This is a genomic window from Azospirillum sp. UENF 112521 (genome assembly GCF_058780665.1).
The window spans coordinates 482,585-495,590 of sequence record NZ_JBSNCI010000001.1 but is presented as its reverse complement, the minus strand read 5'-3'; the positions used below and the strand labels follow the sequence as shown (position 1 = coordinate 495,590).

9 protein-coding genes are annotated in these 13,006 nt (G+C 70.1%); 8 read left to right on the top strand and 1 reads right to left on the bottom strand.

The window, feature by feature from the left end:
• Positions 1 to 75 precede the first annotated feature (75 nt).
• The gene (locus ACWPN8_RS02150; RefSeq protein WP_109445965.1) at positions 76 to 495 is read right to left on the bottom strand and encodes a hypothetical protein; all 420 of its coding nucleotides are present in this window, start codon (positions 493 to 495) and stop codon (positions 76 to 78) included.
• Between the two features lie 159 nt (positions 496 to 654).
• Here ACWPN8_RS02150 and ACWPN8_RS02145 point away from each other — a divergent pair, with 159 nt between their 5' ends.
• The 8 genes from ACWPN8_RS02145 to ACWPN8_RS02110 all read left to right on the top strand — a co-directional run bounded on the left by ACWPN8_RS02145 (position 655) and on the right by ACWPN8_RS02110 (position 12,993).
• Entirely contained in the window at positions 655 to 2,457 is a 1,803-nt protein-coding gene (locus ACWPN8_RS02145) for a thiamine pyrophosphate-requiring protein (RefSeq protein WP_492239760.1), read from the top strand.
• Between the two features lie 424 nt (positions 2,458 to 2,881).
• Positions 2,882 to 3,268 (top strand): response regulator, encoded by a 387-nt coding sequence (locus tag ACWPN8_RS02140; RefSeq protein WP_455183525.1) that lies wholly within the window; start codon positions 2,882 to 2,884, stop codon positions 3,266 to 3,268.
• A gap of 105 nt (positions 3,269 to 3,373) precedes the next feature.
• Positions 3,374 to 4,327 carry an SDR family oxidoreductase gene (locus ACWPN8_RS02135; protein WP_492239759.1) on the top strand — a complete coding sequence of 318 codons (954 nt, stop codon included), beginning with the start codon at positions 3,374 to 3,376 and terminating at the stop codon, positions 4,325 to 4,327.
• A 45-nt stretch (positions 4,328 to 4,372) separates the two neighbouring features.
• Positions 4,373 to 5,272 (top strand): glycoside hydrolase family 191 protein, encoded by a 900-nt coding sequence (locus ACWPN8_RS02130; protein WP_492239758.1) that lies wholly within the window; start codon positions 4,373 to 4,375, stop codon positions 5,270 to 5,272.
• A 35-nt stretch (positions 5,273 to 5,307) separates the two neighbouring features.
• Positions 5,308 to 7,557 (top strand): polysaccharide deacetylase family protein, encoded by a 2,250-nt coding sequence (locus tag ACWPN8_RS02125; RefSeq protein WP_492239756.1) that lies wholly within the window; start codon positions 5,308 to 5,310, stop codon positions 7,555 to 7,557.
• Positions 7,558 to 7,564: 7 nt separating this feature from the next.
• Positions 7,565 to 10,582: a tetratricopeptide repeat protein gene (locus ACWPN8_RS02120; protein WP_492239755.1), complete on the top strand. Its 3,018-nt coding sequence runs from the start codon at positions 7,565 to 7,567 to the stop codon at positions 10,580 to 10,582.
• Between the two features lie 168 nt (positions 10,583 to 10,750).
• Positions 10,751 to 12,301, top strand: a complete 1,551-nt coding sequence (locus tag ACWPN8_RS02115; protein ID WP_492239753.1) for a tetratricopeptide repeat protein — start codon at positions 10,751 to 10,753, stop codon at positions 12,299 to 12,301.
• A 41-nt stretch (positions 12,302 to 12,342) separates the two neighbouring features.
• The gene (locus ACWPN8_RS02110; protein WP_492239752.1) at positions 12,343 to 12,993 is read left to right on the top strand and encodes a hypothetical protein; all 651 of its coding nucleotides are present in this window, start codon (positions 12,343 to 12,345) and stop codon (positions 12,991 to 12,993) included.
• The last annotated feature ends 13 nt before the right edge of the window (positions 12,994 to 13,006 follow it).

Below are 13,006 nucleotides of genomic sequence, written 5' to 3'. Positions count from 1 at the left end.
GAAAGCCAGATGCTTGCATCTTCATCCAGATCACGAACGCCCCGCCTCGAAAGAGACGGGGCGTTTCGCTGTTCATCAGCCGCCGCGGAAACCGGTCAGCCTTTCTTCGCCGCGGCCGATGTCCGGCTTGAACCGGGCCCCTTTCGCGGCTTCCACCAGCTGATCGATGAAGCTGCGGTAGTCGTCGGCGGCCTCGCCCGGGGCTTCGCCGGTCGGCTCGACCGAGCCGGAATAGGGGGCGGCAGCCTCGGCGGCGCTGTCGTGGCTGCGGAAGGCCGCGACGAAGACGGTGTCGCCCTCCGGGTTTCCTTCCCCGACATGCCGGGTGCTGCGCGACAGTTCGATCCGCCCGTCGGCATCGGCGGCGGACAGGATGGTCACGCCATGGACGGTCGTCGTGTCGCTGCGCGCGTTCGCCGCCGCATCCTGTTCGAAGGCGTGCCGCTCGTAAGCCCGTTCGAAGCTTGAGCGGTCATCGATGTTGGCCTCGGCCATCGCTGTCTCCCTGTTGCTGCACACGATAACGCCCCGCCGGCCGGATCGGTCCGACAGGGGGGTGGGCAAAAAACTTGCGGCCTGCGGCGAACCGATGGGCCGGCGCACAGTTGAAACAGGAAGGGCGGTGACGTCCGAGCAGAGACAAGAGAGGCGACCATGGCTCCGAACGTCAGCGATTTCTTCTGGCAGCGGCTCTCCGAGTGGGGCGTGAAGCGGGTCTTCGGCTATCCCGGCGACGGCATCAACGGGCTGGTCGGCGCGCTCGCCCGCGCCGGCGACCAATTCGAGTTCATCCAGCCCCGCCACGAGGAGCTGGCCGCCTTCATGGCGACGGCGCACGCCAAATACACCGGTGAGATGGGCGTCTGCCTCGCCACCTCCGGCCCCGGCGCCATCCACCTGCTGAACGGGTTGTACGATGCGAAGCTCGACCATCAGCCGGTGCTCGCCATCGTCGGCCAACAGGCGCTGACCGCGCTGGGCGGCCAGTACCAGCAGGAGGTCGATCTCGTCTCCCTCTTCAAGGATGTTGCCGGCGAGTATGTGCAGATGGCCTCCACCCCGGCCCAGGTGCGGCACATCGTCGACCGGGCGGTGCGGATCGCCAAGGCCGAGCGCACGGTGACCTGCATCATCATGCCCAACGACCTGCAGGAGATGGACGCGGTCGAGGCCCCGGCCCGCGCCCACGGCACCATCCATTCCGGTGTCGGCTGGTCGGCCCCGGTGGTGCGTCCGGCGGAGCCCGACCTGCGCCGCGCCGCCGATGTGTTGAATGCCGGCTCCAAGGTGGCGATCCTGGTCGGGGCGGGCGCGCTGAACGCCACCGACGAGGTGATCGAGATCGCCGACATCCTGGGCGCCGGCGTCGCCAAGGCGCTGCTCGGCAAGGCGGCGCTGCCCGACGATCTGCCCTTCGTCACCGGCTCCATCGGCCTGCTCGGCACCCGGCCGAGCTACGAGATGATGGTGAACTGCGACACGCTGCTGATGATCGGCTCCGGCTTCCCCTATTCGGAGTTCCTGCCGAAGGAGGGGCAGGCGCGCGGCGTGCAGATCGACATCGACCCGAAGATGCTGAGCATCCGCTATCCGATGGAGGTCAATCTGGTCGGCGACAGCGCCGGCACCCTGCGCGAGCTGATCCCGCTGCTCCAGCGCAAGCAGGACCGCTCCTGGCGCGAGCGGATCGAGGCGGGCGTCGCCGACTGGTGGACGGTGCTGGAAGCCCGCGCCATGAACGACGCGACACCGCTGAACCCGCAGCGCGTCTTCTGGGAACTGTCGCCGAGGCTGCCCGACGACGTGGTGATCGCCTGCGACACCGGGTCGGGCACCAACTGGTACGCCCGCGACATCAAGATCCGCCGCGGGATGAAGGCGACGCTGTGCGGCGGCCTCGCCACCATGGGGCCGGGCATGCCCTATGCCCTGGCGGCCAAGTTCGCCCATCCCGACCGCCCGGTGCTGGCCATCGTCGGCGACGGCGCCATGCAGATGAACGGCATGAATGCGCTGATCACCCTCGCGAAATACTGCAAACAGTGGAGCGACCCGCGCTTCGTCGTGCTGGTGCTGAACAACCGCGACCTCAACCAGGTGACCTGGGAGATGCGCGCCCAGAACGGCGATCCGAAGTTCGAGGCCTCGCAGGAGCTTCCCGATTTCCCCTATGCCCGCTATGCCGAACTGCTTGGATTCAAAGGCCTGTTCGTCGACAAGCCCGAAAACCTCGCCGCGGTCTGGGACGAGGCGATGGCGACCCGCGGGCCGGTGCTGGTCGAGGCTTACACCGACCCCAACGTCCCGCCGCTGCCGCCGCACATCACCTTGAAGAACGCCGCGGCGATGATGGCGACGCTGGCCAAGGGCGATCCGGAGGCCTGGGACATGCTGAAGGACACCGCCAAGGACCTTGTCCAGAGTTACCTGCCGCATGGCGGAGGCAGGAAAGGCTGATTCGCCGACGGCGAGCGGAGATTTTCAAAACGCAGGGCCGCATAATTGTTTCGCGCGTCATTTCAATTATGCGGCTCCGCTGGAACGGCACTGTGCCAAATTCCGCAATTGGGCCAAAGATAAGGCAAAAAAGTCCAATCAAGTTGGTTTGTATATCTGCTTATAGTCTGGCACCAGGTAAACCGGCGATGTCGTCAATGCGCGCTAGAGGCGAACGGAAAACCATAAATTCAAAGAGACAACTCATCAATAGGGGTAAGGCGCTATCGCGAATGGCTTGACCCGAGACCCTAAAAGAGATAGAGAGCGAACCATGCGTGAATGATGGCATTCCTGTGCAGCGCAGGGTCGCAGCATTGCGTCCTTCCGGATGCCGGCGATACCGCTCACGCCATGGGGTTCGGCCACAGGCTTGGATGGCGGAATGTTGGACACGGTCGAGAAAACGCGGACGATCCTGGTTGTCGAAGACAATGTGCTGATGCGCAAGCTCTTCGTCCGCTGCCTCGAGGAGGGCGGCTTCACCGTCGTCGAGGCGTCGGACGCCACCTCGGTTATGGACTTGATGCGCGACATGACGCCCGATCTGGTGGTGATGGACATCGTCATGCCCGGCCTGTCGGGGCTTGAGCTTATCCGCCAGATCCGCGCCGACTCGGCTCTCGCCGCCACCCCGGTGCTGGCCGTCACCAACCTCGCCACGCCTGCGGACAAGCGCCGGCTGACCGAAGCAGGCTTCGACGGCCATGTGTCGAAGCCGATCAAGCCCAAGGAATTCCAGGCTTCCGTCGCCGGCTTCCTGCCGGCCTGATCTTTTTTGCAGCCGATTTGAGCCAGGCTCGGGATTTTTCAAATCCGGTGCCCCCGATTTCGCGTATCACGTCAAACACACGCAAAAGCGGAGGGAGCCGCAGCGATGGCGCGTTATCTGGTTACCGGCGGTTGCGGTTTCATCGGCTCGCACCTGATCGAGCGGCTGCTGGCGGCCGGGCACGAGGTCCGGGTGCTGGACGATCTGTCCACCGGCAAGCGTGAAAACCTGCCGGCCGGCGTGCCTGTGATTGTCGGTGACGTGGCCAATGCCGAAGCGGTCCGGGCGGCGATGGCCGGCGAGGACGGTGAGGGGGTGGACGGCTGTTTCCACTTGGCCGCCGTCGCCTCGGTCGACCGGTCGCGTGAGGCCTGGCTGGAGACCCACCACGCCAACCTGTCCGGCACCATCGCCGTGTTCGATGCCGCCCGCCGGGCCGCCCGCCGCGCCAATCCGGCCGGACCGGTTCCGGTGATCTACGCCTCCTCCGCCGCCGTCTACGGCGACAATCCCGACATGCCGCTGACCGAGGATGCGGCGACCCGCCCGCTGTCCGCCTATGGCGCCGACAAGCTGGGCTGCGAGCTTCATGCGCGGGTGGCGGACGGGGTGCATGGCGTGCCGACCGCCGGCTTCCGCTTCTTCAATGTCTATGGCCCGCGCCAGGATCCGAAATCCCCCTATTCCGGCGTCATCTCCATCTTCGCCGGCCGCATCGCAAGGGGCGAACCGATCACCGTCAATGGGGATGGCGAGCAGGTGCGGGATTTCATCTTTGTAAAGGATCTGGTGCGATACCTGACTGCGGCGATGGGACATCCGCAGCCGGGCGCACCGGTCTACAATGTCTGTACCGGCCGTCCGACCTCGGTCAACCGGCTGGCGGAGGTTCTGGCCGACCTGTCGGGCCGTCCGCTCGACCGGCGCTACGGTCCGGCGCGGCCGGGCGACATCCGGACATCCATCGGTGATCCCACGCGTCTGGTCGCCGCCTTCGGCATGAGCTGCGACACGCCGCTGGAGGATGGGCTGCGCCAGACGCTGGCGTGGCTTGGTTGACGGGTCCGGGTGAAGAACTCGGCTGACTGATCGGGGCAGGGTGGCGTGATTGGTGGTTTGATCGGGCGGCGGGCGGTCGCCGGCGGGCTTTTGTCGGGTGCGGCGCTGCTGGCGCTGCCCAACAGGGACCTGCGGGCCGCAAATCCCGGCCAAGCTCCCGCTGCTCCGGCCCCTGCTGCCCCCTGGGCGGTCTATTACGCCGATGCGGCACCGCTGGCCGCCTTCCAGCCTTACCGGCTGCTGGTGCTGGACAGCAGGACCCACCCGCCGCTGCCACCGCTGGCCGACCGGGGCAAGACCCTGCTCGGCTATCTCAGCGTTGGCGAGGTCGAGACGCACCGCCCCTGGTTCGACCGGGTGAAGGGGTGGGGCATCCTGGACCAGGAAAACCCCAACTGGCCCGGCAGCTTCTATGTCGACGTGCGCGACCGCCGTTGGGTCAAGCTGGTGGTCGAGGAGCTGGTCCCCGCGATCCTGCGCGAGGGTTTCCATGGCGTTTTCCTCGACACGCTCGACAACCCGCCGCATCTGGAACGCACCGACCCGAAGCGCTGGCGCGGCATGACCGACGCGGCGGCGGCGCTGGTGCGGGCCATCCGCCGCAACTGGCCCGACATCGGCCTGATGCAGAACCGCGGCTATGAGATCCTGCCGCAGACCGCCCCGCTGCTGAGCCATGCGCTGGGCGAGAGCGTCTATGCCGGCTGGGATTTCGCCGCCAAGCGCCCGCACCGCCAGAGCGACGAGGATTACCGGTTCCAGGTCGAAGCGTTGAAGGCGGCCGGCGCGCTGAACCCGCAGCTCGGCCTCCATACGCTGGATTACTGGAACCCCGCCGATGCGGCAGGGGTGCGGACGATCTACGACCTGCAACGGGCCAACGGCTTTTCCCCCTATGTCGCGACGGTCGAACTCGACCGCCTGATCCCGGAGCCGCCGCGGTGAGGGGCCGGTTCCAAGCGGGCATCCGGGCGGCAGCCTTGGCACTCGCCATCCTCCTGCCCGGCGCGGCGTTTCCCGCCCTTGCCGCCGGCCCGACGGCCGCTGCCGCGACGGCGCAGCGGACGGTGCCGCGCACCGTCCTGGCGCTGGTCGATCTGCGCGAGGAAAGCACGATCCGCCTCAGCCGCATCCACACGATGGCGGAACTGCCGCTGAACCATCTGGGTGTGTCGGTGGTCTACTGGAACGTCGCCGACGGCCTGCCCGACCTGTCGCGCTATCCCGACCTGCGCGGCGTCGTCACCTGGTTCGCGGGCGAGCCCTTCCCCGATGTCGGCGCCTATGTCGGCTGGGTGGCGCGTGCGATGGACCGCGGCGTCCGCTTCGCCGTGCTGGGGCAGCCGGGGGTGCGGCTGGAGCGCGGCGGCAGGCCGGTGCCGCTGGCGCTCACCAACCGCTTCTTCGCCCGCTTCGGTCTGCGCGACGACGACGGCTATTCCGACCTGACCTACAAATCGAAGCCGGCGCTGGCCGATGCGATGATCGGCTTCGAGCGGCCTTTGTCGGGGGTGCTGCCCGGCTATCCCCTGTTCCGCAAGACCGACGAGCGCTTCGCCACCCATCTGGCGATGCGGCGCGGCGACGATCCGGCCAGCGACAGCCATCTGGTGGTCACCGGTCCGGCCGGCGGTCTGGTGACGGAGGGGTATGCCCGCTATTTCGACGCCGAGTACAACCGGCGCCAATGGATCGTCGATCCCTTCGCCTTCTTCCGCGACAGCTTCGCCACCGACGACCTGCCGAAGCCCGACGTCACCACTTTGTCCGGGCGGCGGCTCTATTTCAGCCACATCGACGGCGACGGCTGGCGCAACGTGACGGAGGTGGCGCCCTATGCCGCCCGCCGCGTGCTGTCCGCCGACATGGTGCGCACCGCCGCCATCGAGGCCTTCCCCGACCTGCCGGTCAGCGTCGCCCCCATCGTCGGCGACCTCGACCCGACCTGGAAGGGCACGCCGGAGTCGCTGGCGGCGGCCAAGGCGCTGTTCGCCCTGCCGCAGGTCGAGCCGTCCAGCCACACCTGGACCCATCCCTTCCAGTGGGCCTTCTTCAAGGACTACAGCCGGCAGGCCGAGGCGCCCTTCCTCGAGCGCGAGGGCAGCCGCAAGCCCGGAAAAAGTGACGAGCATGCGGCGGAGGAGGCGGGCGAGGTGTCGGACATCGGCCGCTATGCCATGCCGCGCGCCTATCTGCAGCAGCCCTTCGACCTCGACCAGGAGATCGGCGGCGCTCTCGACTATTTCACCCGGCTGGCTCCCACCGGCAAGCGGGCGGTGCTGGTGCAATGGTCGGGCGACACCTCCCCCTTCGAGGCGGCGCTGGCGGCGGTGCGCAAGGCCGGCGGAGTCAACATCAACGGCGGCGACGCGCGGTTCGATGCCGATTTCCCGTCCATCACCGGGCTGCCGCCCATCGGCCTGCCGGTGGGGGCGGAACGCCAGATCTACGCCGCCGGTAGCAACGAGAACACCTACACCGACCTGTGGACCAACCGCTTCTACGGCTACCGCAATCTGGTCAACACCATGCGGCATGCCGGCAGCCCGCTGCGGCTGAAGCCCTTCAACGTCTATTACCACATGTACACCGGCCAGAAGCCGGCCAGCCTCAATGCGCTGGTCTCGGTGCTGACCGCCGCGCAGAGGCAGGAGCTGGCGCCGGTCGCCGCCTCCAGCTACGCCCGCATCGCCGAGGGCTATTACACCACCCGCTTCGAGCCGCTGGACGGCCAGGGCGGCGGGCGGCGCTGGCGCGTGCGCGACCGCGGGGCGCTGAACACGCTGCGCTTCGACCATGCCAGCGCCGACGCGGTCGATTTCGCCCGCTCCAGCGGCGTGCTGGGCCAGCGCCACAGCCAGGGCAGCCTCTATGTGGCGCTCGACCCGGCGGTGGCGGAGCCGGTGGTGGCGCTGGCGGAGAGCGACCGCGCCGACCGCGACCCGCCGGCCGCCATGCCCTATCTGGTGCAGGGCCGCTGGGCCTTCTCGTCCTTCGCCCCGGACGATCACGGCTTCCGCGTTGCCGCCACCGGCTACGGGGCGGGCGGCATGGTCTGGCAGGTGCGGCGGCCCGGCCGCTGGACCGTCACGGCGGAGCGCGACGGCACCCGGCTGTGGTCGGGCAGCGTCGACGCGGATGCCGACGGCCGGCTGGCGCTGACCGTGCCGGTGTCCGCCATAGCACCGCTGCTGCTGCGCTTCCGTGCCACCGACGGCGCGGCGGGGTAGGGCGGCCATGCGCGCGAACCTCCTCGTCGTCCTGCTGATCCTGCTGGCCGGCATCGGCGCCAGCCTGCTGCTGATTCCGCACAGCGCCGAGCTTGCCCTGCAGAAATTCCGCGACCGCGATTACGACAGCGCCCGTGCCGTCTATGAGGAGCGCTATGCCGCCGGCGACCGCAGCGGCGCCACGGTGATGCCGCTGACCCGCCTGACGCTGGCCCAGGGCGACGTCGAGCGCGCCATCGAGCTGACCGAGGGGTTCCTTGCCGCCGAGCCGTCCTCCGTCGAAGCCCGCGAACTGCTCGACCGCCTCTATCAGGATGCGCAGCGGCCGGGCGACCGGCTGGAGAACCTGAAGGCGCTGGCGGAGAGGCGCAACAGCGCCGACCTGTTCCGCGAGCTGGCCTATGCCGCCGGCTTCCGCAACCGGATGGGGATGAAGGCCGAGACGCTGGTCCGCTACTGCACCCTGCGGCCGGAGGATGTCGAGGCCCAGCAGGAGCTGGCGGCGCTGCTGGCCTCGCGCGGCGACCATGCCGGCGCGGTCGACTGGCTGCTGCGGGCCGACGACCGCGCCGAGGGCAACATCCAGCCCGACAGCCGCGAGCTGCTGATGAGCCTGCTGATCGACCTCGACCGCGAGGACGAGGCCTATGAGCGCGCCCGGCGCTGGCTGGGCGAACAGCCGACCGTCGCCGATATGATCGGTCTGGCGAGCCAGCTTGCTGCAGCATCGCGTCCCGATCTCGGGCTGCGGCTGATCGAACCGCAAATCATAGGGCCGCAGGTGGCGGGCCGCGCTCCTGTGCTGGCGCTGGAGCTGACCTACATCGACCTGCTGATCGCCACCGACCGGCGGGAGCCGGCGCGGACCCGCCTGTCGGCGCTGTCCGGTCAGGTGGAGGATGCGCAGTTCGGCCGGCTGCTGGCGCTGGAGGTGAATGCCGGCCTGCCGCGCGCGGCGCTGGAGGCGACCAAGGGCCGCGACCTGCATCTGGTGCCCGACTGGGTCCTGGCCGGGCTGGCGGAAGCCGCGCTGCGCGACGGCGACCGGGCTTTCCCCGACCGCCTCTACCGCGAGCTGGGGGAAGACTTCCTCAACGATTACCCGATCCTGGCGGCCAACATCGCGCTTGGCCGCGGCGACCCTGCCGCCGCCGCCGGGTGGGCGGAACGGGCGCTTGTTGGCGATGGGCTGGCGACCGGCGACCGGCTGGGCGCCATCCGCATCCTCGACCGCACCGGCCGCCGCGCCGCCGCGGTCGCCGCCTTCGACCGGTTGCCGAGGTCGGGCACGATGCCCGACGAGCTGCTGGAGGAGCTGGCCGCCCTGTTCATCGACTTCGACCGCGCGCCGGCCGGTCTTGCCTGGTTCACCGCAAGGCGGCAGGCCACGCCGTCTCCGGCCGCCGCCCAGGGCTGGGCACGGCTGGCCGCCAAGGCCGGCGATCCGGCCGAGGTCGCCGACTGGCTGGCCGGCCAGCCCAAGCTGCCGCTCGCCCTGTTGCAGGACATCGCCGGCAGCGCCGCCGAGCGCGCTTCCGCAAACCCCGCCACGGATCCGCGCGCCAATCGGCCTGCCGCCGCGCTGGCGCTGGCCGCCGCCCAGCGCGCCTTCGCGCTCGACCCTTCGCCGCGCAGCCGTCTGGCGCTGGCCGGCGCGCTGACCGCCACCGGCAAGCCGGCCGACGCGCTGCCGCTGCTGGCCCCGCTGCTCGACAGCGGCGGTGCCGAGGTGGAGGCCGCCTACATCGCCGCACTGGACGGCGCCGGCCGGTCGGAGGAGCTGGCCCGCCACCTGAGCGCCAAGCTGGCGCGGGGAAATCTTTCGGACGCCGACCAGCAGGCCATCGTCACCATGCTGCTCGACCACAAGGCCTATCGGGCGGTGCTGCCGCTGCTGCGGGCCTGGGCGGAGCGGCAAGGGGGAGAGTGGCTGAGCGTCTATGCCGACGCCGCGGCCAAGGCGAATGCGCTGCCCGATCTCGCCGCCCTGCTGCAAGGCCGCGCCGCCGCAGCACCGCTGGCCGAGGCGGAGGATTCGCTCTACCGCGACACGCTGACCCGGCTGGGTCGCAAGGCCGATCTGCGCCGCTATCTGCTGGCCCGCGCCACCGACGACCGTCTGCCGGCCGACAAGCGGCGGGAGCCGGCATCGGCTCTGCTGGCGCTCGGCGACAAGGCGGGGGCCGAGCAGGCGCTGCAACGGCTGGCCGGCGGGCAGGGGCCGCAGGGCGAGGATTTCAGGCAGCTGGCCTATCTCTGGGGACCGCGCCCGCCGGCGGCCGGGCTGGACTGGATCGAGGCACGGGCCAAGGCCGCCGGCAGCCCGGCCGAGCAGGCGGCATGGTACGACCGCCTTGCCGAGTATGGCGGCGGCCGGCGTGTCATCGCCGGGCTTGCCGCCCAAGGCGCCGCGCCCGTCCAGCCCGCCTTGAAGACCCCCTACATCGAGGCGCTGGCGGCGGCCGGCAAGGGCAAGGAGCTTGCGGAGGCCGTGCGCGCCGCACTGCCGGAGGAAGCCGCCCCGGATCGGCTGCGCCGCTACGCCCGCCTTGCCGAGCAGACCGGCCAGCGCGCCGCCGCCTCGCAGGCCTGGACCGCGCTGCTGGCGCGCAAGCCGGACGATGCCGACGCGCTGCGCCAGCTGGGCATGCTGGCCTATGACGAGAACCGCCTCGCCGACGCCGAACGGCTGCTGCGCCGCTACGTCGCCACCGGTCCCGACGATTACGAGGCGCATTACTTCCTGGGCGAGGCGCTGACCGCGCTGAAGCGCCCGACGGTAGCGACCCCCTTCTACCGCACCGCTCTGGCGCAGCTGCGCGCCCGCGCCACGCGCAGCGACGGGACGACCCAGACGGAGGCCAACCTGCTGAACCGGCTGGGCAAGGTGGACGACGCCGTGGCGCTGTTCGAGGGCCTGCGCAAGCGCCGCCCGGCCGACCGCCAATTGAAGGCCGACTACGCATCGATGCTGATCGAAAACGGACGACTGCCGGAGGCCCGCCGTGTCCTGGCCCTTCCGTGATCGGCTTCCAATCGCCCTGCTTTCAGTACCCTCTCTCCCCCGGGGAGAGGGAGGGGCCCCGCGCCCGCGGCGCGGGGAGGGTGAGGGGGATGCGTGGCGAGGATCCTGGGAAAGTCACGCGGTGCATCCCCCTCACCCTGACCCTCTCCCCGGGGGGAGAGGGGACTCTTGCCGTTACTCGCCCTCGCTTTCCTTCTCCTCGCCACCCCCGCCCCCGCCCAACCGGCGAGGGTGGAGGCGGTGCGCGAGACCAGCACCGCCCGCTTCGCCCTGCACTGGCCCGGCACCGTCACCACGGAAACCCAGCGCGACGGCCGCGAGCTGGTGCTCCGCTTCAGCCGCCCGCTCGGCGAAATCTCGGGCGAGGTCCCGCTCGACCGTGTGCCGGAGCGGCTGGAGTCCTGGGTCGACAACATCCTCTACGGCTACGACAGCGTCGTGCTGGTGCTTGGCCCCGGTGTCGAGGCGGCGGTCGCCACCGACCCCGCCGGCCTCAGCGTCGCCCTGACCCGCTCCGCCGAGGCCCCCAGCCGCGAGGTGCAGGCTGCCAACCGGGCCGCCGACCGCGCCGCCCAGCGGCGCCTCGACTATTTCCGCGCCCTGGCGCTGATGGAGGGCGGCGACCTCCGCCCGGCGCGGACGCTGCTGCGCGACCTGCTGGCGCAGGACCCGAAGGACGCCCAGTCCACCGCCCTGCTGGCCCAGGCGGAGGAGCGGCTCGGCCGCTGGCGCGACGCGATCATGGCCTATGACACGGCGCTGGAACTGACGCCCGACGAGCCGTCGCTGGTCCAGGGCAAGGCGCTGCTCCTGCACGAGACGGCCGACCGCAGCCGCCTCGACCTCGACTGGCAGAAGGTGCGCAACGCCGACATGCAGCGCATCGCCCGCTTCAGCGGCGTTCAGGAGCTTGGCCGGTCCACCAGCCTCACCTGGGCGCTGGAGCGCCGCGAGGTCGATGTCGATTCCGCCCGCCGCGGTGACGGCCGCTTGGAAGCCTTTCATGGTGCCCGCTCCCGGCTGGAGGCGGCGCTGGTGCATGACTGGCCGGAGCTGGAGCGCTCAACCCTGGCGCTCTACGCCGCCCCGCAGACGCTCGGTGCCGGTTACAGCCATCTGTGGCGCGGCGACGAGTCCGAAACCCGCGCCGGTTTCGCCTGGAGCGAGCCGAGCTTCGCCTTCCTGGAGGGCATCGTCGATGGCGGCCGGCGCGACCGCCTGTTCGTCCAGCACGAGAACCGGCTGTCCGACCGCTGGTCGCTGTCGCTCGGAGGCGGTTACAACCGCTATGGGCTGTCCGGCGCGGCCGATCTGGCGCGCAGCGCCACGCTGGAGGGATCGCTGCGCTACACGCTGAACGCAGTGGGCCCGCTGGCCAGCGTCGCCTATGTGCTGGATGCCGAATATGTGGCGCACCGGGAAGAGCGGCAGGACGCGAACGGCCAGCCCTATGTCCCGCTGCCGGCGGCGACCCGCGAGGTCCATGCGTTGCAGCTCAATGTCGAGGATTACCTGACCGACTATGTCCGCTATGCGGCGCAGATCGGCTACGCCTACGACCGGCGGGGCCGCAGCGGACCGCAGGGCGCCATCTCGCTGGGATGGGAGCCGGCGGACAATCTGGAACTGGGATTCCGCGCCAGCCATGCCCGCTCCACCGCGCGCGGCACGGCCAGCGCGGTGAACAGCGCCGGTGTCACCCTGGTCTGGCGCTATTGACGGTGTGTCAACTCTTTATGGTTAAAAAAGGTGGACGGAGAATGGGTGCGGCGATGCGGCTGACGGGGACCGGAAAGATGGGCAAGGACATGCGGGCCGGCGCGGCGCTGCTGGTGGCCGGACTGCTGCTGGCGGGGTGCGGCGTCGGCCGGATCAACAGCCGTGACTTCGCCCAGCCGGGCGGGGCGCTGCCGGCCGGCTCGACCGTCGCCGTCCTGCCCTTCGAGAATCTGACCAACCACCCCAATGCCGGCCAGATCGCCGCCGACATCGTCTCCACCGAACTCTATGGCGTCGAGGGCCTCCGCACGGTGGAGGTCGGCCGGGTCCGCAGCCGCCTGTCCGCCGGCAAGCCGGCTGCCGACGCCGCTTCTACCGCCACCGCCTCCACCGACGGGCAGCCAGACGCCGCCCCGCTGGATGCCCAGGCCGCCGGCCGGACCCTGGGCGTCGATGCGGTGCTGGCCGGCAGCGTGTCGGAATACGGCTATCAGCATGGCCTGCGCGAGGAGCCGGTCGTCGGCCTGAACGCCCGGCTGGTGCGGGTGTCGGACGGCGCCGTCCTCTGGACCTCCAGCCAGTCGGAGGCCGGACGCGGCTATTTCAGCCGCGACAGCGTCAACAACGTCGCCCAGCGCGTGGCGACCCGCATGATCCACAGCCTGCGGCCTGTCGTCGCCGCCACCCGCTGAGGCCCCGACCCGC

What these genes read in the sequence shown, in the direction of transcription:
- ACWPN8_RS02150 (WP_109445965.1), bottom strand. Translation starts at nt 495, where the DNA reads ATGGCCGAGGCCAACATCGATGACCGCTCAAGCTTCGAACGGGCTTAC.
- ACWPN8_RS02145 (WP_492239760.1), top strand. Translation starts at nt 655, where the DNA reads ATGGCTCCGAACGTCAGCGATTTCTTCTGGCAGCGGCTCTCCGAGTGG.
- ACWPN8_RS02140 (WP_455183525.1), top strand. Translation starts at nt 2,882, where the DNA reads ATGTTGGACACGGTCGAGAAAACGCGGACGATCCTGGTTGTCGAAGAC.
- ACWPN8_RS02135 (WP_492239759.1), top strand. Translation starts at nt 3,374, where the DNA reads ATGGCGCGTTATCTGGTTACCGGCGGTTGCGGTTTCATCGGCTCGCAC.
- ACWPN8_RS02120 (WP_492239755.1), top strand. Translation starts at nt 7,565, where the DNA reads ATGCGCGCGAACCTCCTCGTCGTCCTGCTGATCCTGCTGGCCGGCATC.
- ACWPN8_RS02110 (WP_492239752.1), top strand. Translation starts at nt 12,343, where the DNA reads ATGGGTGCGGCGATGCGGCTGACGGGGACCGGAAAGATGGGCAAGGAC.